This window comes from Microbacterium lacus, assembly GCF_044794305.1.
Classification (GTDB): Bacteria; Actinomycetota; Actinomycetes; order Actinomycetales; family Microbacteriaceae; genus Microbacterium; species Microbacterium lacus_B.
The window spans coordinates 2452929-2477094 of the sequence record NZ_CP084996.1 but is presented as its reverse complement, the minus strand read 5'-3'; the positions used below and the strand labels follow the sequence as shown (position 1 = coordinate 2477094).

The following is a 24166-nucleotide window of genomic DNA, read 5'->3' as shown; positions in this document are numbered from 1 at the left end:
TCGCAGCATCCGGCGGTAATCTGGGCGGGTGGCCCCGACCTCCCGCCTTTCGACGAGCATCCTGCTCACCTGTGCAGCGATCGGTGTGGCCACCGGAGTGCTCCAGGCGGGTGCCGGCGCGCTGAGCGCCCCGGTTTCGGCGGCGGCGCCGATTCTCTACGGGCTCGTGCTCGGCGTCCATGTTCTGCCCGGAGTTGTTGCGCAAGAGCTTCTGCGCCGCCCGTGGGTCGCCCTCATCACGCACCTCGTCGCGGCCCTTGTGGCCAGCGCCGTGGTGCCGCTGTGGGTCGGTCGCTACATCGGCACAGCCCTGCTCATCGGGCTCCTTCAAGAGGGCATCGCCGCGATCGGCCGGTACAAGAAATGGGAGCCCTGGCGCTTCTTCGCCGGCGCCGTCGTCGTCGGCGCGGTCATTGCCGTCACGATCTGGGTCGCGGCTGACCTTGCGAAGTTCGCGCTGTGGGGGCAGATCGTCTATGTCGCGCTGTTCCTACTCGGTCCGGTGCTGTGGACCGCGGTGGGCTTGGCGATCGGGCGGGCGCTGCGCCGCGCAGGAGTGGCTCGGCGGTAGGCCGGACTTCGGTTCGGAGCATCCACCCGTTTCACTCCTCCCCACAGATCACTCCTCCCCACAGATGGGAAGAATCTCGCCGTCCGCGGTCACGTGCGTCTCTTCCACGACTGCGGGTGGCTGAACGCCGGAGTACGGCGCGACCACATCTTCGAACTCAGCGGCAGTCGTCCAGGATGAGAGCAGGGGCCCGGCGATGAACGACATCGAAACCGTCGAGCGGGCGATGGTGAGGGACAGTGATTGTGATTCCAGCCTCCATTCGCGCATGCCGTCGCCGGTGCGAACGTCGCCTGCCGTGTCGCGAATCTCGGTGAGCGCGAGTTGTGCTGCCGCGCTGTCGAGAGTGCGGAGAAGCACCTCGCGCTGAGCATCGCTCCCGTCGAAGCTCTCCGTCACCCACACAGCACTCTGAACGCGCACGAACTCAGACCCACCGCCGAATCCGTTGGGGATTCCCAGCACGCCGGTGGTGCACTCCGCGGTGGTCCAGGCGTGTCCGAGTTCGCCTGCGAGGGTCTCCACCGCTGATCTCAGAGATGCGTTGGCGGCCGTCGCGAGAGCGGCAGTGTCGACGGTTTGGAGTTGGTCTGTCGTCGGCGTCAAATCCGCGACGCCGGGGTAGAGAGCCCAGTCCACCAAGCCGCCGCCCGTCGAGCGGGCGATGGTGTCGAATTCGACTGCGATGAACGACTGGACAGCGCTGACGGCGAGGGGGTTGCCTACCGCCACTACGCACACGGCGAGCGGCGCAAGCACCCGGCTTCCGGTCAGCATGGCCGACCTTGCCGCGACAAAGATGATCGCACCGGCAGCGATGCTCAGCGCGCCGAGAAGGACCCATCCTGCGTCTAGCAGTGTGCCCGCCACCGACAGAATCGCCACGACGGATGCAGCGGCCAAGACTATCCGCGGAGAGGTCACGTCGACCCGTTCACAGCGATGATGACACTCCCGATGACCACGGGGTTGAAGATCGCAGCGATGACGAGGGCGAATACGCCAGACACGCGAGTGTGCGAATCCAGGAGGGCGACGATGGCGATGACGCCTACGACGAGCAACAGCACACCTGCCACGCTCACGAGGGTGGCGTCGCCGGTCGCGCGCGCGATGTGAGTGCCGAACATCACCATCACGCCCACCGCGACCGCCGCGGGTGGAAGCAACCCGATGAGCGCTGCGCGACGCAGCCACGCACGACGGGCCGGGCCGCGTTTGCCTGGGAGGGTTTCGACTGTCACCACACCGCAAGAATATGCGCGGGTGATCGTGTTCCGCCTCGGCGCACAAGGGGTAGGTAAGGGTCGGCTAAGTTGGAGCCACACCGTCCCTTTGACTGGAAGTCCCGTGACCGCACTCGAGAGCGATCCCACTGCCGCTCCGGCGGTCGCCCCCGACGCGGGGGCAGCGCCGCTGGTGAGTCTGCGCGAGGTCGCGGTCACCTATGAGGGTGAGGATGCGGCGGTGCCGGCATCCGTCACCTTCGAGATCTTTCCCGGCGATGTCGTGTTGCTTCTCGGGCCAAGTGGGTCGGGCAAGTCGACGCTCACTCTCGCGCTGAACGGACTGATTCCGCAGGCCGTGCCGGGCGTGGTCGCGGGCACCGTGCTGGTCGACGGCCTCGACACGGCAACGACACCCGTCGCAGAACTGAGCACGCGGGTTGGGATGGTCTTTCAAGACCCAGACGCGCAGCTGGTCACCGGAACACTGCTCGATGAAGTGGCCTTCGGCCCCGAAAATCTGCGGATGCCGGCGGACGAGGTTCTGGTTCGGTCAGAAGAGGCCCTCCGCCGCGTCGGGCTCTGGGAACGTCGTGCCGAGAACCCCGACCGACTCTCGGGCGGCGGGCGCCAGCGCCTCGCGATCGGCTGCGCGCTGGCGATGGGCTCACCACTGCTCGTGCTCGATGAGCCGACGGCGAACCTCGACCCGCAGGGGATCGAGGACGTCTATACAGCCCTCGAAGAGCTCGTCGCCGCGGGCGACCGGGCGATTCTGCTGGTCGAGCACAACCTCGATGCGGTCGTCGGGTTCGCGTCGCGCGTGGTCGTGCTCAATCACTCCGGCCGCGTCGTGGCGGATGGCTCGGTCGACGAGGTGCTGCGGCAGCGAGCCGATGAGCTCCATGCGATGGGCGTGTGGCTGCCGGTGTCGACGCTGGCCGCACTGCGCCTGCGCCGTGCGGGCTATGCGCTTGACCCCCTGCCGCTCACTCCTGCAGAACTGCGGGCCGGCCTCGAGAATTCGGTGGTGAGCGGAGGGGATTCGACGATCGGAAGACGGGATGCCCCTCCCCCGCCCTCCCCTCGCCAGATCTCCTCCCCCCGCAGCGAAAGTGAACCCCTGATCTCGGTGCGCGGGCTGACGCTCCGCCGTGGCCGCACCGAGGTTCTGCACGAGGTCGACCTCGACATCGCCGCAGGAGAGTTCGTCGCCGTCGTCGGGGCGAACGGCGCGGGCAAGACGAGTCTCATCCAGGCCATCGCCGGGGTTGTTCCGCCTCCGCGCGGGACCGTCCACATCGCCGGGCTCGACGTCGGTCGGGCCGACGCCCGCAAGATGTCGTCGCGCATCGGCTTCGTCTTTCAGAACCCCGAGCACCAGTTCATCGCCCACACCGTTTACGACGAGATCGCGCACGGCCTGCGGCTGCAGCGTCTTGCGGATGCCGAGGTCAGAACCCGTACGTGCGAGTTACTCGAGCGGTTCGGGCTGGGGGAGAAGGCCGACACGCACCCGTTCCTGCTCTCAGGGGGACAGAAGCGACGCCTCTCCGTCGGCACGGCTCTCGTCGCCGGCGCCCCGGTGCTCGCCCTCGACGAACCCACGTTCGGGCAAGATCGCGCCCGCGCCGATGAACTGCTCGGGCTCCTGCGCGAACTCAATGCCGAGGGCACGACGGTCCTCGTCGTCACGCACGACATGCAGCTGGTGACGGAGTACGCCGACCGGGTGGTCGTGATGAGCGAAGGTCGGGTTCTTCGAGCCGGACCCACCGCCGAGATCTTCGCCGACGTCGAGCTCATCGAGTCGGCGGGGCTGCGGCTTCCTCCGTTGCGACAGGCGCTACAGGGAATCCAGCGGCATCCCAAGCTTGCCGATATCGCACGCCTCTCTGACCTCCCGGCGGGGCGCGGGGGTGCGCGATGACCGCGACCGGTCCCGTGCTCACCGCCCGAGCGGCCCACTCGAACGTCGATCCGTACGCGGACCGTGTCGTGGCATCCCCCGTCCGCTTTCTTTACGGACTGAACCCCCTCGCGACACTCGCCGCGCCACTGCCTGCGATGCTCGCCCTGGTGTTCGTACGGGATGTCGCAACTCCCCTCGCATTTCTCGCTCTCGCCTACGCCCTCCTGCTGATCGGCGTGAGCTTCACCCGGCGGCTCGCCCTGATTCTCTTCCTGGCTCTGCCCGTCGCGGCGGCGGCGATCGGCTTCGGCTTCGCGGTGTGGACCGACCCGGCAAAGGTCGACCAGAGCGTCGTCGTCTGGCAGATCGGCGCGTGGACGCTGTACGGCGGAGCGCTCGAGGTCGGCTACGCGACTGCCCTGCGCATCGCCGCGATCATCGCGCTCAGCCTGATCGTGGGACTCTCGACCACCGGGCCCGATCTCGTACGGGCGAGCGTGCAACACCTGCGCGTGCCGTATCGAATCGGCTACACCGCTCTGGCCGCGTTCCGCTTCGTGCCCCGGTTCGGGCACGAACTCGATGTCATCCGGCAGGCCCACCGCGTGCGCGGAGCGCACGGCGGGCGCGGACCCATCGCCGCCGTCGCGCGCTGGTTCGGGTACATCGTGCCGCTCATGGCCGGGGCGATCCGCCACGCCGAGCGCGTAGCCCTGGCGATGGACGCCCGCGCCTTCGGTGCCTACCCCGATCGCACCGAGCGGCACCTCGTGCCCTGGCAGGCCCGCGACACGGTGTTCGTGCTCGCGTTCATCGCAACATCCGCCGTCATTCTCTTCGTCTTCTTCCCCTGGGGCCTCTCATGAGCGCCGCTCGACCGTCAAAGGAGGACGCATGGCACAGGCCAGCCGTCTCGTGAAGCCCGCCACGCAGGATCTCGTGCACCTGACCGTGCTGCGCACCGAGCGCCTGTCGGCGCACTGGATGCGCGTCACGCTCGGCGGTGGTGAGATCGATGACTTCCGCCCGATGGGCTACGACCAGTGGTTCCGCATATTTCTTCCGTTGGGCGGCGATGAAGGACTCGAGCGGCTGCCCGCGAAGGCGCACAAGCTCTTCGGCTACCTGCGCTACCTGCGGATTCCGGACGGCATGCGTCCGGTCATGCGCAACTACTCGGTGCGCGCGTATCGCGCGGCGACGGCGGATGCTGCGGCCGAAATCGACGTCGACTTCGTGCTCCACGGCTCGGCCGAGGAGGGCACCGCCGGCCCGGCGTCTCGCTGGGCCGAGACGTGCACTCCCGGCGAGAGTGTCGTGATCATCGATGAAGGCCTCGCCTTCAACCCCGAGCGTGGCACCGACCGTGTGCTGCTCGTGGCCGACGAGACGGGGCTGCCGGCGATCGCGTCGATCTGCGCGTCGCTGGGGGCGGATGCTGCGGGCCTCGTGATCGTCGAAGTCCCGGCCGCGGAAGATGCGCTGGAGTTCGAGCGCCCGGCCGGCGTCGAGGTGCGGTGGATCATCCGCCACCATGACGACAAGCCGGGCGAGCCTGCGCTGGCTGCGCTCACCGCGCTGGGCGCGCTGGGCGCGCACGAACTTCCGACGGGGGAGTATCACGCGTACATCGTGGGCGAGCAGGCTCTGCCGACCGGCGCGCGGCGGCACCTGATCGCCGAGCGCGGGCTTTCGAAAGACCAGGTGAGCTTCTGCGGCTACTGGCGGGTCGGTGCGTCGTCGCCCACGCCGAAGTCGCAGCTCGCGCAGACCGAGGCCCACTCGTGAGCCGCGTCGGCACCGCCACCTGACCGCCCCGAACTTCGCTCACGCATCCAACAACGGATGCCGCGCCCCAAGCCTCCGAAGTGGGCCGGGGCGCGGCATCCGGTGTCAGTTCTGCGTGTACGTAGCCAGGCGCATCGTCGCCGTCGCGCTGTGCGCCGCCATCCCCTCGGAGTCCGAAATCACCTGAACTGCTTCGGCGAGCGTGGGCGTCGCTTCACGCGCGATGCGCTGATACGTCAGGGGCTTGAGGAACCGCGAGACCGAGAGCCCAGCGCTGTGCTTTGCGCCACCAGCGGTCGGCAGAACGTGGTTCGTCCCGGCCATGCCCTTGTCGGAGTAGGCGACGGTGCTCCAATGACCCAGGAAGATCGAGCCGTAGTTGCGCAGGTTGTCGTGGTACCAGTCGTCGTCGGCCGTCAGCACCTCCAGGTGCTCGGGGGCGAGGTCGTCCATGAGGGCGACAGCTGTCTCGCGGTCCTTCGCCACCGTGACGACGCCATAGTCGCGCCACGCGGGGCCCGCGATCGGCTCGGTCGACAACTCGGCAAGCTGGCGCTCGACCGCAGCGATCACCGCACGGCCGTGCTCTTCGGACGTCGTGACCAGCGCGGCGGGCGAGTTCGGGCCGTGCTCGGCCTGCCCGAGCAGGTCGGCCGCGACGATCTCGGGGTCTGCCGTCTCGTCAGAGAGCACGGCGACCTCAGACGGCCCGGCGAGCAGGTCGATCGCGACCGTGCCGAAGAGCTGACGCTTGGCCTCTGCCACAAACGCGTTGCCGGCGCCGACGAGCATGTCGATGGGCAGTTCGCCCAAGAGTCCGTATGCCATCGCGGCGAGCGCCTGTACGCCACCCAGGACGAAGACGCGGTCGACACCCGAAAGATGCGCGGCATAGACGACGGCGTCGTTCGCACCACCGTCGGGCTGCGGCGGGGTGCAGGCGATGACCGTGGGAACACCGGCCGCCTTGGCCACACCGACCGTCATGAACGCACTGGCCGTCAGGGGGAAGCGCCCCGCCGGAAGGTAAGCACCCACCCGCGACACTGGAACATACCGAGCGCCGGTGACAAGACCGGGAACCAGCTCGGTCTCGAAGTCGGTGAGGTGCGAGCGCTGCTCGGCAGCGAAAGCCTTCGTGCGCGCGGAGCCCAGTTCGATCGCCGCACGCAGGTCAGCGGGCAGACGGTCACCGCTCGTGGCGATCTGTTGCGGGGTGAGCTCGATGTCTCCGCCCTGATAGTTGTCGAGCTTGCGCGCGTAGTCGAGCACGGCGTCGAGGCCGCGGTTCTGAATGTCGAGCAGCATCGATGTGACGGTCTCAATCACCGCGGGCTCCCGCTGGGCGGCGGGAGCATCGATGAGCGGGGTCTTGAGGTGGCGGAATGAGCCCTCGAAGCTCTGGAGGAGTGGGGTGCTGTAGCGCATGAGACGACGCTAGAGCGACGGCGTACTCCCCCACAAGCCCAGTGGATACGATGCAATCCATAGGGTTTACCATTGATTTGTGACTCTCACCCAGCTGAAGGCGTTCCTCGCCGCACTCGAGTCCGGTTCGTTCACGGCGGCCGCTATCGACCTCGACACGACTCAGGCATCCGTGTCAGAACTCGTCGCGCGACTCGAGCGCGAACTCGGCGTGCGACTCTTCATCCGCGGAGGAAGGCGGCTGACACCCACCGAGTCGGCTCTCGCCCTGCGCGCGCACGCCGAACAGGCGGTCGACGCCATCGACAACGGCGTCGAGACCATCCGCGCCATCCACGCCCTCGAAGGCGGCACCTGCACGTTCGGAGTGCTGCGCAACGCCGCGTACTACGACCTCTCCGACCTCGTCCAGCGGTTTCACCGCCGTCATCCGAACGTCAAAGTGCGACTGGTGGGCATCAACTCGGCCCTCGTCGCCGAATCGATCGCGGCCGGCGAGATCGAGGCGGGACTTCTGGTGCTCCCGGTGGCGGAATCGGGACTGCACATTCGTCCGCTTTTCCGCGACGAAGTGCTCTACGCCTCGGCCCGACGCTCACTGCGCTCGGGCGCGGTGACGATCGCCGACGTCGCAGCGGCGAAGCTCGTCCTGTACGACGCCTACGCGGGGTGGAACGACCCGACCAGGCGGCAACTGCTCGAGCGTGCCCGGCTCGAGGGCCTCACTATCGACCCCGCGATCGAAGTCGAGCACGTCGAGACGGCTCTCAGCCTTGTGGCCACGGGCGCGGCCGACACGATCGTTTCGCGCACGATCGCCGAGTCAGCGTCGTTCCCGCCCGGCATTGATGTGGTGCCGTTCGCCGAGCCTCTGTATGACACGATCGCGCTCGTGCACCGCGAGGGTGCCGCCCTGTCACCGGCGACTCGCCGACTCGCCGATCTTGCCGAGCGCACGCTGCTCGCACAAGTGGCGGGCCATGCGGGGCGCTCTCGGGCAGAGTAGCTCAGTAAAGTTCGGGCCGACGGTCGCCGAAGAGGTCATTGTGCGGCGGCAGTGACTTGTCGCCGCTCTCGCGCAGATCGAGAGTCGCGACGGCGATGCCGTAGCTTCCCGACACGGCGACCACCCAGCCGTCCTCATCGATGATCGACGAGCCACCGGTCCACTCGACGCCCCGCTCTGTTCCCCAGCGGTCGGCGACGACGGTCGCCAGCCGCGAGGAACGCGCCGCGGCCATCGCTTGAATCGTCTCCGGGGAGCGTTCACCCTCGGGGCGCGGCACGAGCGGCCAGTTGACCGGAAGCGCGAGGATCGCAGCACCCGCGAGAGCGAGCTTGCGAGGCACTTCAGGAAACTCGTTGTCGTAGCAGATGGCCACGCCGAGGCGACCGAGCCGCGTGTCGAAGACGGCGCCGGCTCCGCCATCCCCCGGCGTGAACAGAGTGTTCTCGGCTCCCCACAAGTGGGCCTTCCGGTAGTCACCGATCCGGGTGCCGTGCTCCAGCACCGCTGCCGAGTTGAAGAGTCGGTCACCGTCCCGCTCTGCGTACCCGACGACGGCGACAGCGTCTTCGGGCACCGCTGCGGCGAGTCTTCGCCACACAGGATGATCGCGTGTGAGAGACGCCGCTCTCACCTCGTCCCGGTCGGCGAACACGTAGCCGCACGTCGCGAGTTCGGGCACGACGATGAGCTGAGCACCGAGAGCCCCTGCCGCGCGCAGGGCCTGCACGATTCGCTCGACGTTGCCGCCGACATCTCCCAGACGAATAACGGGAGACGCGGCGGCAACGCGGAGCGATCGAGTCATGCGAACGGTGTCAGTCGTCCTCAGTGGCGGTGACCATGACACCCACCGGCGCCAAGTAGCCGTTCGGGTCGATCATCCAGTCGGCCTCACGCGCGGCGTCGACGACTTCAGGTGCCCACTCCAGGTAGACGCGGTCATCGCCCGAGTTGACGACGAGAAGCTCACCGGCCCCGCCGTCTCCGACCTCCAGGCACTGGAACGTGCGCCACGCTCCCGCGGGCACCGAGAACGAGTCAGACGGGCCGATTTCGATGGTGCTCTCGGGGTCACCGTTGAGCGTGACCGCCCATCGTCCCGACTTCACCAGGAGCACCTGGTTCTTGTCGTGACGGTGGCGAAGCAGACCTTCACCCGCCGCGGCACGCACCCAGGCCATGTTGAACGAGTGCGGCTCGTGGATGCGGGGTACCTGGCGACGGTCTTCGCTCATGCCGTAGCCGATGGCCAGGCTGAGCTCGGCGGCACCACCGGGCACACTCGCACACAGCAGCGCGCTGCGGCTATAGACCCGGTCACCCGGCTGGATCACCCGGCCGCGCATCTCTTCCACTGAGTAGGTGGTGAGGTCATCGACGTATTTCTGCTGGATCGGCGTGATGAGTGCCACGTCCTCCGGCAGCACATCTCCGGCCACGGTGTCGATGAGCTGATTGTCCGCCGTGAGGTAGAGCCCGTACGACTCTGCTTCCTTCAGCACGGAGGGACCCCAGATGATTCCACCGGTGACATCCCGTCCGAGAGCGGTCCAGAGGATGCCGTCATCCGGACCCTCGTTTGTGAACCCGCGGAAGATCCATGTCGGGATGGAGATGATGTCGCCATCGGTGCTGACGTACTCGCCCTGCTTGCCGTCGATACCCCAGCGGAGGCGGAACTCGCCTCCGAGGTTCACGAAGACCTCAGCGGTGAAGTGCAGGTGAAGGTTGTTCGAGATGCCGTTGGGCATTCCCGCCGCGCCGGTGTTGAACCCGTGCTCCTCCGTCAGGTTGATGACCTGTCCGGCATTCTGCGAGACCCCGCCTCCGATGAAGGCGTAGTTCTCTTTGCGGTCAGAACCGGGTGTACGGCAGTCGATGAAGGCCGCGTTGTGCGGGGCCCAGTCGGTCTTGCGAATCGTGCGGCGCGCGATCTCGGTCTGATCGACGTTGACGTCGGTGCTCATTTCTTTCTTCTTTCTTTGACGCTGAGATCAGTAGATGTTGGAGGGGCCTACGGGCTCGTCGCCGCGGAGTTGCGCGATCTGTGCACGCAGGGCGATGTCGTCCCACAAACGCACCTCTTTGGCCAGCGCTCCGTTGTGGAAGGTGAACTGCGAAATGCCCAGCACGTCGACCGGCTTGCCGGTGAGCGATCCGTAGTTCGGCTTGCCGATGTAGTCACCGACGAACTTCCAGGTGACGGCGACGCGCAAGCCGGCATAGCGCACGTCGTAGTTGGTCTGGATGTCGCGGATCTCGAACTGTCCGGCGGGGAACGCCTCGAGGAACCGCAGCAGCGCACGCCGGTAACCTTCGGGCCGGATGACGAGACGGTTGCCGACGGTGAGCAGCACGAGGTCGCGCTGGAAGTACTTCTCGACCTTTTGCAGGTCACGCTCGTTCCAGATCACCTGAATCATTTCCAGGACGGCCTCGACCTCGGATCGGTAGACATCCGGACGCGCGCCGGAGTCACCGATGGCGATCGGGTCGGCGGGTGCCGCCTCGTTCCAGGAACCGGTGTACCCACGGAAGGCCTGAGCGCGCGCGAGCTCGTCGAGATCCGCCCCGCTCTCAAGTGCACCCGCGAGCGAGTCACGCACGACCCATTCCTCGACCATGCGGCCTCGGCGGTAGAGGCAGTTGGCGATCGTCCGGCTGAACTGCGACGTCTGCAAGTGGCCGGACAGCACGAGATGAGAGCTCAAGAAGGCGTCGTCTCCGCGTGCCTCCCAGATGACATCTTCTGCTTGGCCAGTTCGGTCAGGGGTGGAGGAGATGCGCATGAGCGTTCCCTCGATCACCTCGTCGCGAGTCGTCGAGGTGCCGTAGGCACCGTGGACGATCGAGTCCGGCTCGTAGTTCTCGCGGATGTAGCTGATCGAGCGATCCACCCAGATGAGGTCGGTGACCTCGCGAATGAAATCGTCGGGGTCTCCGTACGGGAGGTAGGCGACCGGATCGAGAGGCACGCGTGCACTCCTTCTGTTCAGGGTTCGCGTGCATCCGATGCGCCGCGAATGGTGGGCAATGAATGCAGTGTATGCGTATGCATTGCGCGAACGCAAGGATGAGCGAGCAGGCAGCGCGAGCTTTAGGTGGCGGATGCCTCGCCCAGAGTGCGCCGCGGAACAAAGGTCGTACCGAACTCGACGTGCTGAATGGGCGAGTCGGGATCGACGATTCGCTGAGTGACCAGTCCCGCCGCTTCGCGCGCCATCGCGGCGAAGTCGTAGGCGATCGTGGAGAGCTCGATGATCGGCCAGGACGCCGCCGGGAGATCATCGAATCCGATGATGGAGACGCCATCCGGCACCTCGACACCCGCCCGGCGCGCGGCGTTGAGGGCGCCGTACGCGACGACGTCATTGCCGCAGAAGATCACGGTCGGCGGCTCGGCAAGGGCGAGCAACGACGCCGCTGCCTCATCCCCGGCTGAGGTGTCGAATGGGCAGCGCCGGACGTAGTTCGCGTCGAGCGTGACACCGCGTGCGGCGAGCGCCGCTCGCAGCGCGGACTCGCGCGACTGTGCCGTGCTGGTGTTGCTCGGGCCGAGAATGGCTCCGATCCGGCGATGCCCCAGTTCGATCACGTGCTCCACCGCTTGATCGAAGCCTCGCTCCGGGCGAACGACAGTGGCATCGGCATCCACCATCGCGGACGTTCGGTTGAAGTACACGAACGGCAATCCACGGTCGCGCAGCCGCACAGGCGCGACCGAGTCGATCGTGGTCGTGGCGAGGATCACACCGTCGAGTCCGTTGGCGATGAGTCGCTCGACGACGGTCTCGTTGTCGGCGGACTCGGTGTGCAGCATGAGCTGGTACCCCCGCTCTTCCAGCTCCAGATGTACGGGCGCGATGACCTGCGCGTAGAACTGGTTGGCGAGGTCGGTGACGAGGAGGCCGACCCTGCGCGTGCGCCCGGACGAGAGTGCCCGACCCGCCTCGCTCGGAACGTAACCCAACAGATCGGCAGCTTCGCGAACCCGTCGCCGGGTGTCTTCAGAGACGCGTGGGTCATCGCGGAGGGCTCGCGACACCGTCGGCTGCGACACGCTCGCCAGGCGAGCGACGTCGCGGCTCGTAACGGCCATGTCACCATTCCTCACGCGTGGCGAAAATCCCGCCTTAATGCTAGCGCCCTTGACCGCTTCTGCATACGCAAGCATAATTGAACATACGTATGCACGAAAGTCGTGCTGAGAGGAACCCCTGATGCCCCTGTACCTGAAGAGCGCGCCGACGAAATCTTTCACCGATGTCGCCCAGGCCGACGTCGCTGAAAAAGTCACCGCGGTCATCGCCGACATCCGCGAAAACGGGGACGCAGCAGTGGCACGGTACTCCGCCCAGTTCGACAAGTGGCAGCCCGAGGCTTTCCGCCTGGACGATGCGCAGATCGAAGAGATCATGGCGACGCTGGACCCCCAGGTCATCACCGACATCGTGTTCGTTCAGGAGCAAGTGCGGCGTTTCGCCCAGGCGCAGCGCGACTCACTCGTCGACCTCGAGGTCGAAACCCTCCCCGGCGTGTTCCTCGGCCAGAAGCACGTCCCCGTGCAGGCTGCGGGCGCGTACATCCCCGGCGGCAAGTATCCGCTCACCGCATCTGCGCACATGACGATCATTACGGCGAAGGTCGCCGGGGTGAACCGAGTCGTGGCATGCACACCGCCCATTCGCGGCGAGATCCCCGCCGCCACCGTTGCCGCCATGAAGCTCGCCGGCGCCGACGAGATCTACGTTCTCGGCGGAATTCAAGCTGTCACCGCGATGGCCGTGGGCACCGAGACGATCGCGCCCGTCAACATGATCGCGGGCCCAGGCAACGCCTACGTCGCCGAGGCGAAGCGACAGCTGTTCGGCGAGGTCGGCATCGACCTCTTCGCCGGTCCCACCGAGATCCTCATCATCGCCGACGACGACGCCGACCCCTTCTTCACGGCCGTTGACCTGCTCTCGCAGGCCGAGCACGGCCCGGAGTCGCCGGCCGTGCTCATCACCACGTCGCAGGCACTCGGCGAGCAGGTCATCGCGCACATCGAGGAACTTCTTCCGGGAATGTCCACGAAGGACTATGCCGAGCCCGCGTGGCGCGACTGGGGCCAGGTCATCGTCGTCGACGACATCGACGAGGCCTATGCGCTGGCCGACACGTTCGCCTTCGAGCACGTGCAGGTCTTCACGAAAGAGCCGCGCGAAGCGCTCGAGAAGATGCACGATTACGGCGCGCTCTTCCTCGGCGAAAACACCTGCGTCTCGTACGGCGACAAGGTCATCGGCACCAACCACGTGCTCCCGACCCTCGGCGCAGCCCGCTACACCGGCGGTCTGTGGGTAGGCAAGTACCTGCGCACGGTCACCTACCAAGAGGTTGTCGACACCTCTTCGTCTGCTCTCCTCGGTGAGGTGTGCGGTCGCGCCGCGCGCGTCGAGTTGTTCGAAGGCCACGCCCGATCTGGTGACGCCCGCGCGTGGCGGCACGGCGGACGCTCTTTCGAGTGGATCGACGAAAGCCTCGCCGCGCAGGCCGGTTCGCGATGACCGAGCTGGCGGGACGCACCGCGCTCGTCACGGGTGGCGGCAGCGGCCTCGGTGCAGCAATCGCCGCCGCCCTTCACGGCGTCGGAGCGAACGTGGTCGTGGTGGGTCGTGACGTCGCCAAACTCGACGCTGTCGTGGAGATGCTTGGCGACCGTGTGCGCGCTCTCCCCTGCGATGTCGCGGACCCCGCCTCCATCACCGCGCTGCGCGATGAGCTCGAAGGCACGCCCGTGTCGATCCTCGTGAACAATGCGGGCGTGCCCGGACCGGTCGCGGCGCTCACCGACATCGAGGTTGAAGACTGGGATGCCGTATTCGACGTGAACGTGCGGGGCACATACCTGATGTGCAAAGCCTTTCTGCCCGCAATGGTCGCCCGAGGCGCCGGCGACGTGATCAACGTCGCTTCGGTGTCGGGCAAACGTCCACTCGCGCACCGCACGCCGTACGTTGCGTCGAAGATGGCCGTGATCGGACTCACGTCCACCCTGGCGTTCGAGGTCGGTCCCTCCGGAGTGAGCGTGAACACCCTCTCGCCTGGTCCGGTTGCCGGCCCACGGATGGCCCGCAACTTCCGCCTCGAGGCGGAGCGATCGGGCACGACCGTCGCCGATGCCGAACACGACTTCGTCTCGCGAGCAGCACTCGGTCGGATGGTCACCGAAGAGGAGGTCGGGCTCGCGGTCATCGCGATGCTGAATATGCCCGGCCTCTGCGGCGCAGACGTCGATCTATCGGCGGGAATGGTGGCCTGATGACTGCCTCGCTACGAAGCCGCGCCGAAGGTGGTGAGAAACTTCTCGGGGTTCTTCTCCGCATGCCCGGTGAAGAGCTCGTCGAGATGGCGGCGATCGCCGGGTTCGACTTCGTCCTGGTCGATTGCGAGCACGGACCGGCCGATGTCGTCGCGTTGCGTCAGCACATTGCTGTGGCCGCCGTCCACGACGTTCCCGTCATCGTCCGCGTGGGCGCGGGCGAGCACGGGCTCGTTCTGCGGGCCCTCGATCAGGGTGCGCAGGGCATTCTCGCCCCGCACCTCGACACCGCCGCTGATGCGCAGGCGATCGTCGAAGCCACGCACTACCCCCCGCTCGGGGACCGCGGGTTTGCCACGTACAGTCGCGCGGGAAGATTCGGTACGACGGATGCTGCAGCCCACCGTGACTGGTATCTCGCGAACACCCTCGTCCTGGGCATGATCGAGTCGCCGCGCGGCGTCGCCGCAGTGAAAGAGATCCTCGCCACCCCTGGACTGGACGGCATCATGATCGGTCCTGCGGACCTCGCCGCCTCCTCCGGCCCGGATGACCTCGCTCCCGCTGTCGCGACGGCTCACGTCAACGCCGCGATCGCCGACTCCGGACAGATGCGCATGGACATCGTCGGCACGCGAGCCGCCGCATCCGCCGCCTTCGATGACGGGGCGACGTTCGTGGTCTACAACCTTGCCGCCGCGCTGATGACTCACCTCGGTGAGTTGCGCGCGGCTCGTCCCTGAGATCGACTTAGCCGGACTGCGCGAGCCAGCCTCGCAGGAGAGCTCCGACCGCTTCGCCTCGCTCGAGGGGGAGCAGGTGCCCGCCTTCGAGCGTGACCATGCGTGCGCGGGGGACCGCCTCGGCGATTTCGGTGTGAAAGCTCGGCGGACACAGCGCATCGGCATCGGCCGACACCACGAGCGTCGGTACGTCGATACTTTCCAGCGCGGAGCGCAGATCCGTGCGGGTGGACTGCAGGAGCAGTTGGGCGCGCAGTGTCTCCGGCGGTGTGTCGTCGCCCATCGCCAGTGTTCGCTCGACGACGTCGTCTCGCAGTTGCGCCGCCGGTGACAGCAACATCGCAACGATCTCCTCCTGAAGCGCCCGCGGGCTCTCCCCGGCGTCCAGCCGTGCGATCCATGCGGCCCACGCAGAATGCTGGGCAGGAGTAGGGCCCTTCGCGTTGGTCGACATCACACAGAGCGCGCTGACACGTTCAGGCGCACGCACCGCGAGAGACATCGCCACGATGGCGCCCAGCGAGAGCCCCGCGAGCACGAAGCGATCGGGCAGTTCATCGAGCAGACGCTCGACCTGCGCATCAATGGACGGCAGGTCGAGCGTCGGAGCAATGACGGATTCCAGGCCACAGTCGGCCCACAGGTCCGCCGTGCAGTTCATGCCGGCGAGCAGCACCAACGGCGGCATATCAGCCCTTGACGGCGCCGTCGCTGAGTCCTGCCACCAGATACTTCTGCGCTATGAAGGCGATCAGGATCACCGGAATGGTCAGCAGAATGGATGCTGCTCCCGCCTGTTGCAGCATGGGCAACGTCTGCCCGAGCTGAGTTGCGATGAACACCGGCACGGTCTTGGACGACGAGTCCGTCAACACCAACGCGGTCAGGTACTCCTGGAACGCGAAGAGGAAGACGAAGATGCCGGCGGTCAAGATGCCGGGCCCCATGAGGGGAATCATGACTCGGCGAAGCATCCCGATCCTGGTGCACCCGTCGATCATGGCCGCTTCATCCAGTTCGCGCGGGATCTCGGCGAAGAAGTTCCGAAGCAGCCAAATCGTGAAGGGTTGGTTGATCGCCACGAGCGCGATCGCCAGCGCGAACGTGGTGTCGTAGATTCCGAGCGCCCTGCTGATGTCGTACATCGGCAGCACCACAGCGAACCGGGGCAGCGCACGGAAGATCAACGCCAGCACGAGCAGAAGTGCCGAGATGTAGCTCGGGAACCGCGAAAGTGCGTACGCGGCGGGAATCCCGATCACCAGCGCGAGCACCGTCGAGACGACCGCGACGACCAGTGTGTTGACGAGGTAATCCGAGAAGTAGGTCGTCTCCCAGAGGTTGACGAACGCATCGAAGGTGGGTACGTAGCCCCACATGACGGGCGGGTTGGCGAATGCGACGTTGGTGGGTTTGGTGACCGAGAGCGCCATCCAGATGAAGGGGCTCATCATGAGCAGGCAGAGCACCGCCAGCAGCACACCGGTCACCACAGGAGGGCGCTTGCGTACACGCGTGCGGCGACCCTTGCCCTCCACGTCACCCGTAGTGATCGCGCGGGTCGAGAGGTCCAGGCTGTTGAGCGTCATCGCAGGGCCTTCGCTTCCTTGAAGATCCCTTGAATGAAGGGAATGAGCATGATCAGGATGAGGATGATCGTGAGCACGTTGATCGCGCTGCCGAGACCGAGTTGTTGCGCGCCATCGGCGAACGCGACGGAGTAGACGTAGAGCATGATCGATTCGTTTCCGATCGTCTCGGCCTGTGGTGACAGCGGAATGAGGTTGTCGAACATCCGCAGCACATCCATGATCGTGATCAGTGTGACGAAACCGAGCACACCTCGAATGGTCGGGATGATGACGTGCAGGTGAGTCTGCAGCGGACTGGCGCCATCGATCGTGGCAGCCTCCCGGAGCTCGATCGGAACGCCCTGCAGGCCCGCGAGGATGATCAGCATCGCGAACGGAAGCATGTGCCACACGGTGTTCGCGATGATGAGAATCGCATTGGGCACCTGATCGGTGAACCACAGCACTTGTGTGCCGCCGATGAGACCGATGAACCGGTTGACGACACCACCGAAGTTGTCATCGAAGAGCCAGGAGAAGGCAACGGCACCAACGAGGTTGGGGAGGACGTAGGAGATGAGCATGATGCCGAGCACCAACGGGCGTGATTTCGTCAGCCGGTTGAGGCCGGTCGCAACGATGTAGCCGAGCACCAGCATGATCGCGGTCGTGATGATCGTCACCACGATCGTGAAGAGCGCAGCCTTGCCGAAACGCGGGTCCGTGAGTGCTTCAACGAAATTGTCGAGACCGACGAACGTTCCTGGAGTGCCATAGCGCACGTCCTCGAAACTCCACTGAATCGTGCGGACGAGTGGGATGACCAGGAGAGCTGACATCACCACGAAACTCGGCGCGAAAAGCAGCCAAAATTCTCGTGTCTTCATTACTTACCCCCTTCGTGGGCTGTGGCCCGAAGCGTCGTTCGGGCCACAGTCCACGATTGTCGGATTGGGTGGTCGATTGTCAGCCGGAGACGGCTTCGCCCGCCGCCTGCATCTGCTCCATACCTTCGGCGACCGAGATCTGGCCCGCGATCACCTGCATGAGGATGGGACGGATCTCGTTGGTGACATCGGCGATGAACGGTGACACGACCGGGGGCATGGCGCCCGCGATCGATCCGTTCGCAGCCTCACCGTAGGGCGAGTTCTCCGGCGTCATCATGCCTTCGCGCGCGGGGAACGCCGCGGGCACCGAAGCCTTCGACGCCTCTTCGCTGACGGCGGATGCCATCATCACGAAGAGCATCTCGTGGTCGAGCGCGGTGTTGAAGGGAATCGACCATCCGTCGATCGACAGGCGGGTGTAGACGTAGTCTGCCGCGTCACTCACCTTCGGCGGCGTGGCGAACCCGAACGATTCCGACAGGTTGCTGTTCGTGTCGAGCGTGAGGTCGTTCATACGGCCGGAGAACATGACCGACATCGCCGCGGTCCCGTTGTACATCTGCTGCTGGACCTTCGGCTGATCGAACGTGGTCACCTGCGGATCCATGTACGGCTTCAGCGCGAGCATCGCCTCGAGTGCTTCCTCTGCGACCGGAGTGTCGAGAGTGACCTCGCCGTCTTCGCTGACGAAGTCAGCGCCGAGCGAGTTCATCACGGCCTGGTAGCTGGTGGAGACATCGCTCGTCGCAAGCCACGGCAGCGCGATCGGGTAGTCCATGAGGCCCGCCGCCTGGATTTCTTCGGCGGCAGCGATCATCTCGGGGAAGGTCTGGGGAACCTCGAGGCCCAGGTCTTCGAAGATGTCAGTGCGATACGCCATCACGAACATCTGCGCTTGCATAGGCAATGCGTAAAGGCTTCCGTCGAACGACATACCCTTGCGCATCGACTCGCTGATGGCTCCGAGGTCGTAGTCGTCGGCGTACTTCTCGAACAGGTCATCGAGCGGGACGAGCTTCTCGTCGGTGGCCAGGCCCGGGATCACGAAGCCGTAGGTTTCGATGATGTCGTATGTTCCGGTGTCGCCGGCGAGTGTCGCCGTCGTCTTGGTGACCTGACCGCCGAAGTCGATCGGGTCGTGCTTGACGGTCACGTTGCCGCGGGTGCAGCTCGAGACCATCGTGTTGGTGAAAGGGTCGATGGCGGATGAGTTGTACGCCAGGACGTTGACCGTCGTGGCGTTCTCGGGATCTGGGAAATCGCATACGACATCGGTCGCGTTGGCGTTTCCGGTACGGCTGCCTGCACCACAGCCGGTAAGGGCGATGGCTGCGACGGCAACGGCGGCGACAAGTGCGGTGGCACGCGTGGTGGTGGTGGACATGGCCACAGCGTATACGTATGCACCGAGGTTAGGAAAGCCTAATTTCTAGGGCAGTTTCCGCCCTGAATACGTATACGACCGCTCGAGTGCCCAAACGAGTGCCGCGCCCCCAACCTTCGAAGAGGTCAGAGGCGCGGCATCCGGCGCGAAGGACTTACCGCTTGCCGGCGATCTGACGGCCGACGATCTCACGCATGATCTCGTTCGTACCGCCGTAGATGCGGTGTACGCGAGCGTCGAGGAATGCCTTGGCGATCGGGTATTCGGTGATGTAGCCGTAGCCACCGTGCAGCTGGACGCCCATGTCGAGGATCTCCCACTCGCGCTCAGTGGTCCAGAACTTGACCTTCGCGGCTTCTTCGGCGGTCAGCTTGCCGTCCTTGTAGGCCAGCAGTGCGCGGTCGAGGTATGCCCAGATCACGTCGACGGTCGTGGCCATGTCGGCGAGGCGAAAGCGAGTGTTCTGGAAGTCGATGATGCGCTCACCGAACGCCTCGCGGCTCTTGGTGTAATCGACGGTCCAGTTGAGGGCGGCTTGCGACGCGGCACCGGCGGCGATGCCAATCGACAGACGCTCGAGCGGGAGGTTCATCATGAGCTGGATGAAGCCCTGACCCTCTCTTCCACTGATGAGGTTCTCTTCGGGAACGAAGACGTCGCTGAACGAGAGCTCAGCGGTGTCATGACCGTGAGAGCCCATCTTGTGAAGCTTCTTGCCGTGGTCGAAGCCCTCCATGCCGTTCTCGATGATGAGCAGGCTGAAGGCATCGGCCTTGTTGCCCTCACCGGTCTTGACGAAGGTCACGACGATGTCGGCGGTCTTGCCCGACGAGATGAACGTCTTCGCGCCGTTGACGATGTAGCCGCCATCGGTCTTCTTCGCAGTGGTCTTGATGCCGCGGAGGTCAGAACCGGCGCCGGGCTCGGTCATCGCGAGTGCGCCGAGCACTTCGCCGGTGGCCATGCGCGGCAGCCACTTTTCCTTCTGCTCCTGCGTGCCCATGTGAACGAGGTACGGCACAGCAAGGTCGTCCTGGATACCGAAGGCACCGGCGAGAGACCCGGCGCCTGCGCCGATGACCTCTTCGTTGACGATCGTGCGGAAGCGGTAGTCCTGCAGCATGCCGGCGCCGCCGAACTCTTCGGGAACCGAAAGACCGATCAGGCCCTGCTCGCCGGCGGCGAGCATCGTGGCGCGGTCGATCTCGCCGTCCACCTCCCACTGGGCCATCTTCTCGGCCGTGGCATACCGCTTGATGAACTCTTTGACGACGTCGCGAAACGCCTCGTGGTCCTCGTCGTAGATGTCGCGCTCCATGAGCTGCGTCCTTTCAGTTGACTGATGGCGGAGCCCCGGAAGGCGACGTCGCCGCAGGCGAGTCTAGCCAGGATCAGTGCTCTCCTGCCAGACGTTTTGAGATTGCATCTCACGTTTCATGGTACTGGGTACCGCGATTTGTGGGATGCCTCTACCCCGCCCGATTCCGTCTAACCCAGGTACTGAGGCGCAGCCGGAAGGCCGAAGAACTCCTCGAGCGACTGCCACCCGCCGGCGGTGTACTCCGCGGCGAGTTCGGGGCCGACGTACCGCAGGTGCCACGGCTCGGCGATGTAGCCGGTGACCTCGGTCTTGCCTTCCGTGTAGCGCACGATGAAGCCGTACTCCGACGCGTGAGCCTTCACCCACGCGCCCTGTGGCGAGGCGTCAAGGTCGTCGATCGTGCCGCACCCGGCGTTGCAGGGCAAGACGTCGCAGGTGAGTCCGGACTGATGCTCGCTGTAACCGGGGCGCGCACTGACGAGGTCCGCGCCTTCAACCCCGCGCGCAACGACCTGACTGGAGTAGGTCCGCTGCTGCGTCGCGTACGAGCGGAACGCGCTGCCGAGAGCGACTTCCCCCGCGCCGGCGGCAGCGGCACCCTGGACGAGCGCGGTGAGGGCGGCCGCAGCATCCGCCCGCAACCACCCACCGTCGATGTTGCGCACCCCTTGCGGCGCAACCAGCGACGCCGGACGGAAGTCGATCGGCGCATACGGGCGCGCTTTGTTGACCACGACCCAGGCGAGGTTTGGGTTGTCGAGTGGAATGCAGGAAGCTCTGCCCTCGGCGATCTCGGTGCGGAACGTGTCGGCGCCGCCCGCGGCTGCGATGACGCCGGATGCATCGCCCGCGGCGAGCGCGTCCGTCACCGCGGGCTGGCTGCATACGTCAAGGGCGGCAGGTTCTGGGGCAGCGAGTGCTTCTGCGGGGAGCGGCTCGGCCATGCGCGCGAAAGCCTCGGCGCCCGTAACATCGGCGACGGGCGGCTCGGGTGAGGTCGTGCCGACAGCCTGCGGGACCGCGGGCTCCGACATCGCCGCCGTGACCGCTGCCGTTGAGCCGAGCAGCAGGGTGCCGACGATGCCTACGGCAACGATGGTTCCGGCTCGGCCGAGCGGTCCGATTCGGTGCCGCCGCGCGTGCCGAGCGCGTGCCGGGCGACCCGGCAGAAGCACCTCGCGGCGAGTCGAGGGATGGTGCGCATCGGCGGGTGCGAGCGGAGAAACCCTGAAAATGACCGGGGTGGGCTGTGTGTCGGCCCGTTCCTCGGAGGCGCGCAAAAGCGCCTCCTCGCGCAACGCACGTGCAGCGCGGCGCGATGAGGGGATGTCGTGCGGTCGGGAAGCCGTCACTTCTCCAGTCTGCCTCGGACTGAGCGTGAGACCTAGGGCGAGGCACCCGTTCACATGTAGTGTTCGATTTTCGCACGCGCAAGCTTGACACAGTATCGAATCTCTGTTCCCATGGATGCATGCGGTGGCAAGGGCAAGAGATAGGTACGGCGGATGCTGCAGCCCTGCCGGGTATGGAGCACCTGGGCGGGTTCGTCCAGTCAGTGACCACCCCTGATTTCGCCGGTGTGACCTTTCACGAAGTCATGTCCAAGAGCGCTCTGAACCATGTGCCGGGTGCATCGGCGATGCCCTTCGACTGGACGGTCAACCCGTATCGAGGATGCAGTCATGCATGCCTTTATTGCTTCGCGCGGGGAACACACGAGTACCTCGATCTCGACGCGGGGCGCGACTTCGACTCGCAGATCATCGTGAAGATCAACGTCGCTGAGGTTTTGCGGCGCGAACTCGCGCGCGGGTCCTGGCAGCGTGAACCCGTCATGCTCGGCACCAACACCGACCCCTATCAACGCGCCGAAGGCCGGTACCGGCTCATGCCCGGCATCGCATCGGCGTTGACCGACGCGGGTACGCCATTCTCGATCCTCACTAAGGGCACTCTGCTGCGGCGCGACCTGCCGATGCTCGCCGAAGCCGCGGCCGAAGTGCCGGTGTCGATCGCGATGTCGATTGCGGTGTTCGACGATGCGCTGCAGAAGATCATCGAGCCGGGCACTCCGTCGGCGGCGGCGCGCCTCGACACGGTACGAGCGGCGACGGATGCCGGGTTTCGGGTGACCGTCTTTCTCATGCCGATCCTCCCCCACCTCACCGACTCGGTCGAAGCGATCGACCACGCCCTGACCCAGATCAAGGCCGCCGGCGCGGTGCGTGTGGTGTTCGGCGCCCTGCACCTGCGCCCTGGTGCGAAGCAGTGGTTCATGCAGTGGCTCGAGCGGCAGCATCCGGAACTCGTCTCTTCGTATGTCGGCCTGTACCCGGGCATGTCGACGACCGCGCCGAAGGCGTACCGCTCGTGGTTGAGCAAACGGGTGCGACCGCTGCTGCGGATGCATCGGCTCGACGGGTACGACGAAGAGGACGCTCCCCGGCGATCGGGGGTGCCGGGGCTTGCGGCGCGACAAGCTGTCGTCACGACCTCTCGCGGGCGTGCCGCGAAGCTCTCCTCACAATCGCAGGCCGCGCTCCTGTTCTGAGCTGTTGGCGAGCGCGCGCTGGTACCGATGTATTTTCACGCGTGAACGCGACACTATGAGTGCAGGAGGTCTTGATGGCCAGGTTCATGCTGTCTGCGATGCCGTTCACCGGGCACGTCGCGCCGCTGTGCGTCGTCGCCGCGGAGCTCGTCGCGCGGGGGCACGATGTGCGGGTCTACTGTGGTTCGGCGTTCCGCGCGCGGATCGAGGCATCCGGAGCACGATTCGTCCCGTGGCAGACCGCCCCCGACTTCGACGAGAACGACCTTGCATCGACGTTCCCTCGGCTGGTCGGCAAGAAGGGCTTTCGCCAGGTGATCATCAACGTGCAAGACGTCTTCATCGAGACCGTCCCAGAGCAGATGGACGACCTCGCACACGAGTGGAAGCGCGAACCGTGGGACGCGATCGTCGCCGACGAGATGTCGATCGGGGCCTCGTTCACGGCCGAGAAGCTCGGCTCACCGTGGGGGACGGTGTCGGTGATTCCGCTGAACCTCGCGAGCAGCCAGGGTGCGCCCAGCACGCTCGGGCTCGCTCGCGGACGCAATCCGGCGACCAAACTGCGCGATGCGCTCATCCGCGGGCTGGTTCCGCTGATGTCAGCTCCGATCAATCGGCCCATCGCCCGGGTGCGCACCTCGGTGGACCTGCCGCCGACGAAGCACGGGCTCGACCGAATCGCCTTTTCGCCCCGGCTCGTCGTGGCGAGCGGATCACCAGGCCTCGACTTCGAGCGCACAGATCGGCCGTCGAGCGTAGAGTTCGTCGGTGAGCTGCGTCGAAACGCGCCTTCAACCGAGCAGCTGCCGCCCTGGTGGGGCGACCTCGCGGGTCGCACGGTCGTGCACATCACGCAGGGCACGCAGAACATCGATCCGACCGACCTGATTCGGCCGGGGCTCGAGGCGCTGGCCGACCTCGACGTGCTCGTCGTGGTCTCGACCGGCGTTCGCGGGCGCGACGAGTTGCCCTTCCCGGTGCCCGCCAACGCGCGGGTGGGTGGGTTTCTGTCGTACGCGCAACTGCTCCCGCTGGTCGATGTCGTCGTGACGAACGGCGGATGGGGTGGCACGCTCGCCGCACTCTCGCACGGGATTCCGCTCGTGATCGGCGGCGGCGACCTCGACAAGCCCGAGATCGCGGCCCGCGTGGCCTGGACCGGTGCCGGGGTGAACCTTCGCACCGGAACCCCGACTGCGGCGCAGGTGCGGCGAGGCTACGACCGTGTGGTCGCGGATGCGTCTTTTCGGGATGCCGCGGCCCGCGTGGGTGCGGAACTCCGCTCGCTCGGCGGCCCGACGCGGGCGGCCGAGCTGCTCGAGACCCTCGTCACGGCCTGATCCGCGGCGACGGGAGGAGATGCGGCGAGGTCGTGTGCCGAAGCGCGCAGTTCGGGAAGAGAAATGCGAAACGGGAGGATGCCTGGGGTCCAGGCATCCTCCCGTTCTGTCGATCTCCTCCGGAG

At 66.1% G+C, this 24166-nt stretch carries 23 protein-coding genes; 10 read left to right on the top strand and 13 right to left on the bottom strand.

Features of this window, described 5'->3' with window-relative positions:
* Nucleotides 1-28 precede the first annotated feature (28 nt).
* Nucleotides 29-571, top strand: coding sequence for an ECF transporter S component (locus LG299_RS11835; protein WP_404430449.1), 543 nt, complete (start codon nt 29-31; stop codon nt 569-571).
* Between the two features lie 48 nt (nt 572-619).
* On the opposite strand, the gene LG299_RS11830 is transcribed toward LG299_RS11835, so the two are convergent.
* Nucleotides 620-1495 (bottom strand): hypothetical protein, encoded by an 876-nt coding sequence (locus LG299_RS11830; RefSeq protein WP_404430447.1) that lies wholly within the window; start codon nt 1493-1495, stop codon nt 620-622.
* Nucleotides 1492-1818, bottom strand: coding sequence for a hypothetical protein (locus LG299_RS11825; RefSeq protein WP_404430445.1), 327 nt, complete (start codon nt 1816-1818; stop codon nt 1492-1494). Before LG299_RS11825 ends, LG299_RS11830 begins: the two co-directional genes overlap by 4 nt.
* A 103-nt stretch (nt 1819-1921) precedes the next feature.
* On the opposite strand from LG299_RS11825, the gene LG299_RS11820 reads away from it, so the two are divergent.
* The 3 genes from LG299_RS11820 to LG299_RS11810 are packed head-to-tail and all read left to right on the top strand — an operon-like array spanning nt 1922 to nt 5497.
* Nucleotides 1922-3727, top strand: a complete 1806-nt coding sequence (locus LG299_RS11820) for an ABC transporter ATP-binding protein (protein ID WP_404430443.1) — start codon at nt 1922-1924, stop codon at nt 3725-3727.
* Complete coding sequence (locus LG299_RS11815) at nt 3724-4575, top strand: energy-coupling factor transporter transmembrane component T (RefSeq protein ID WP_404430441.1); 852 nt, start codon at nt 3724-3726, stop codon at nt 4573-4575. Before LG299_RS11820 ends, LG299_RS11815 begins: the two co-directional genes overlap by 4 nt.
* 28 nt (nt 4576-4603) lie before the next feature.
* The gene (locus tag LG299_RS11810) at nt 4604-5497 is read left to right on the top strand and encodes a siderophore-interacting protein (RefSeq protein ID WP_404430439.1); all 894 of its coding nucleotides are present in this window, start codon (nt 4604-4606) and stop codon (nt 5495-5497) included.
* Nucleotides 5498-5602: 105 nt separating this feature from the next.
* On the opposite strand, the gene hisD (LG299_RS11805) is transcribed toward LG299_RS11810, so the two are convergent.
* Nucleotides 5603-6925 (bottom strand): histidinol dehydrogenase, encoded by a 1323-nt coding sequence (gene hisD, locus LG299_RS11805; protein ID WP_404430437.1) that lies wholly within the window; start codon nt 6923-6925, stop codon nt 5603-5605.
* Nucleotides 6926-7004: 79 nt separating this feature from the next.
* Between hisD (LG299_RS11805) and LG299_RS11800 the strand changes: the two genes are divergently transcribed.
* Complete coding sequence (locus LG299_RS11800) at nt 7005-7931, top strand: LysR family transcriptional regulator (protein ID WP_404430435.1); 927 nt, start codon at nt 7005-7007, stop codon at nt 7929-7931.
* 1 nt (nt 7932) lies between these two features.
* Here LG299_RS11800 and LG299_RS11795 read toward each other — a convergent pair whose 3' ends face one another.
* The 4 genes from LG299_RS11795 to LG299_RS11780 all read right to left on the bottom strand — a co-directional run bounded on the left by LG299_RS11795 (nt 7933) and on the right by LG299_RS11780 (nt 12033).
* A complete protein-coding gene (locus LG299_RS11795) occupies nt 7933-8739 on the bottom strand; it encodes a nitrilase-related carbon-nitrogen hydrolase (RefSeq protein WP_404430433.1) in 807 nt (268 codons plus the stop codon).
* Between the two features lie 10 nt (nt 8740-8749).
* Complete coding sequence (locus LG299_RS11790; RefSeq protein ID WP_404430431.1) at nt 8750-9901, bottom strand: cupin domain-containing protein; 1152 nt, start codon at nt 9899-9901, stop codon at nt 8750-8752.
* A gap of 27 nt (nt 9902-9928) precedes the next feature.
* On the bottom strand, nt 9929-10909 hold the full coding sequence (locus LG299_RS11785; protein WP_404430429.1) for an ester cyclase: 981 nt from the start codon (nt 10907-10909) through the stop codon (nt 9929-9931).
* Between the two features lie 122 nt (nt 10910-11031).
* On the bottom strand, nt 11032-12033 hold the full coding sequence (locus LG299_RS11780; protein WP_404430427.1) for a LacI family DNA-binding transcriptional regulator: 1002 nt from the start codon (nt 12031-12033) through the stop codon (nt 11032-11034).
* Nucleotides 12034-12154: 121 nt separating this feature from the next.
* Here LG299_RS11780 and hisD (LG299_RS11775) point away from each other — a divergent pair, with 121 nt between their 5' ends.
* Genes hisD (LG299_RS11775) through LG299_RS11765 form a run of 3 tightly spaced genes read left to right on the top strand, consistent with a single transcriptional unit; the run spans nt 12155 to nt 14981 of the window.
* Complete coding sequence (gene hisD, locus LG299_RS11775; protein WP_404430425.1) at nt 12155-13483, top strand: histidinol dehydrogenase; 1329 nt, start codon at nt 12155-12157, stop codon at nt 13481-13483.
* The gene (locus LG299_RS11770; protein ID WP_404430423.1) at nt 13480-14238 is read left to right on the top strand and encodes an SDR family NAD(P)-dependent oxidoreductase; all 759 of its coding nucleotides are present in this window, start codon (nt 13480-13482) and stop codon (nt 14236-14238) included. The genes hisD (LG299_RS11775) and LG299_RS11770 overlap by 4 nt, the downstream gene beginning before the upstream one ends.
* Nucleotides 14238-14981, top strand: a complete 744-nt coding sequence (locus tag LG299_RS11765; protein WP_404430421.1) for an HpcH/HpaI aldolase/citrate lyase family protein — start codon at nt 14238-14240, stop codon at nt 14979-14981. The genes LG299_RS11770 and LG299_RS11765 overlap by 1 nt, the downstream gene beginning before the upstream one ends.
* A gap of 7 nt (nt 14982-14988) precedes the next feature.
* On the opposite strand, the gene LG299_RS11760 is transcribed toward LG299_RS11765, so the two are convergent.
* The 6 genes from LG299_RS11760 to LG299_RS11735 form a co-directional block, all read right to left on the bottom strand.
* The gene (locus tag LG299_RS11760) at nt 14989-15669 is read right to left on the bottom strand and encodes an alpha/beta fold hydrolase (RefSeq protein WP_404430419.1); all 681 of its coding nucleotides are present in this window, start codon (nt 15667-15669) and stop codon (nt 14989-14991) included.
* A 1-nt stretch (nt 15670) separates the two neighbouring features.
* Complete coding sequence (locus LG299_RS11755; protein ID WP_404430417.1) at nt 15671-16570, bottom strand: carbohydrate ABC transporter permease; 900 nt, start codon at nt 16568-16570, stop codon at nt 15671-15673.
* On the bottom strand, nt 16567-17439 hold the full coding sequence (locus tag LG299_RS11750; protein ID WP_404430415.1) for a carbohydrate ABC transporter permease: 873 nt from the start codon (nt 17437-17439) through the stop codon (nt 16567-16569). Before LG299_RS11750 ends, LG299_RS11755 begins: the two co-directional genes overlap by 4 nt.
* 79 nt (nt 17440-17518) lie before the next feature.
* The gene (locus LG299_RS11745) at nt 17519-18622 is read right to left on the bottom strand and encodes an ABC transporter substrate-binding protein (protein ID WP_404434873.1); all 1104 of its coding nucleotides are present in this window, start codon (nt 18620-18622) and stop codon (nt 17519-17521) included.
* A 358-nt stretch (nt 18623-18980) separates the two neighbouring features.
* Nucleotides 18981-20144 carry an acyl-CoA dehydrogenase family protein gene (locus LG299_RS11740; RefSeq protein ID WP_404430413.1) on the bottom strand — a complete coding sequence of 388 codons (1164 nt, stop codon included), beginning with the start codon at nt 20142-20144 and terminating at the stop codon, nt 18981-18983.
* A 170-nt stretch (nt 20145-20314) separates the two neighbouring features.
* Complete coding sequence (locus LG299_RS11735; RefSeq protein ID WP_404430411.1) at nt 20315-21499, bottom strand: M15 family metallopeptidase; 1185 nt, start codon at nt 21497-21499, stop codon at nt 20315-20317.
* A gap of 119 nt (nt 21500-21618) precedes the next feature.
* Here LG299_RS11735 and LG299_RS11730 point away from each other — a divergent pair, with 119 nt between their 5' ends.
* Nucleotides 21619-22698, top strand: coding sequence for an Rv2578c family radical SAM protein (locus LG299_RS11730; RefSeq protein ID WP_404430409.1), 1080 nt, complete (start codon nt 21619-21621; stop codon nt 22696-22698).
* Nucleotides 22699-22772: 74 nt separating this feature from the next.
* On the top strand, nt 22773-24041 hold the full coding sequence (locus LG299_RS11725; protein WP_404430407.1) for a glycosyltransferase: 1269 nt from the start codon (nt 22773-22775) through the stop codon (nt 24039-24041).
* Nucleotides 24042-24166: the final 125 nt, after the last annotated feature.

Bases quoted from the DNA above. Each gene is read 5' to 3' on its own strand.
- LG299_RS11815 (WP_404430441.1), top strand. From the start codon at position 3,724: ATGACCGCGACCGGTCCCGTGCTCACCGCCCGAGCGGCCCACTCGAAC.
- LG299_RS11810 (WP_404430439.1), top strand. From the start codon at position 4,604: ATGGCACAGGCCAGCCGTCTCGTGAAGCCCGCCACGCAGGATCTCGTG.
- hisD (WP_404430437.1), bottom strand. From the start codon at position 6,925: ATGCGCTACAGCACCCCACTCCTCCAGAGCTTCGAGGGCTCATTCCGC.
- LG299_RS11795 (WP_404430433.1), bottom strand. From the start codon at position 8,739: ATGACTCGATCGCTCCGCGTTGCCGCCGCGTCTCCCGTTATTCGTCTG.
- LG299_RS11790 (WP_404430431.1), bottom strand. From the start codon at position 9,901: ATGAGCACCGACGTCAACGTCGATCAGACCGAGATCGCGCGCCGCACG.
- LG299_RS11780 (WP_404430427.1), bottom strand. From the start codon at position 12,033: ATGGCCGTTACGAGCCGCGACGTCGCTCGCCTGGCGAGCGTGTCGCAG.
- hisD (WP_404430425.1), top strand. From the start codon at position 12,155: ATGCCCCTGTACCTGAAGAGCGCGCCGACGAAATCTTTCACCGATGTC.
- LG299_RS11770 (WP_404430423.1), top strand. From the start codon at position 13,480: ATGACCGAGCTGGCGGGACGCACCGCGCTCGTCACGGGTGGCGGCAGC.
- LG299_RS11765 (WP_404430421.1), top strand. From the start codon at position 14,238: ATGACTGCCTCGCTACGAAGCCGCGCCGAAGGTGGTGAGAAACTTCTC.
- LG299_RS11760 (WP_404430419.1), bottom strand. From the start codon at position 15,669: ATGCCGCCGTTGGTGCTGCTCGCCGGCATGAACTGCACGGCGGACCTG.
- LG299_RS11755 (WP_404430417.1), bottom strand. From the start codon at position 16,570: ATGACGCTCAACAGCCTGGACCTCTCGACCCGCGCGATCACTACGGGT.
- LG299_RS11750 (WP_404430415.1), bottom strand. From the start codon at position 17,439: ATGAAGACACGAGAATTTTGGCTGCTTTTCGCGCCGAGTTTCGTGGTG.
- LG299_RS11745 (WP_404434873.1), bottom strand. From the start codon at position 18,622: ATGGTCTCGAGCTGCACCCGCGGCAACGTGACCGTCAAGCACGACCCG.
- LG299_RS11740 (WP_404430413.1), bottom strand. From the start codon at position 20,144: ATGGAGCGCGACATCTACGACGAGGACCACGAGGCGTTTCGCGACGTC.
- LG299_RS11730 (WP_404430409.1), top strand. From the start codon at position 21,619: ATGCGGTGGCAAGGGCAAGAGATAGGTACGGCGGATGCTGCAGCCCTG.
- LG299_RS11725 (WP_404430407.1), top strand. From the start codon at position 22,773: ATGGCCAGGTTCATGCTGTCTGCGATGCCGTTCACCGGGCACGTCGCG.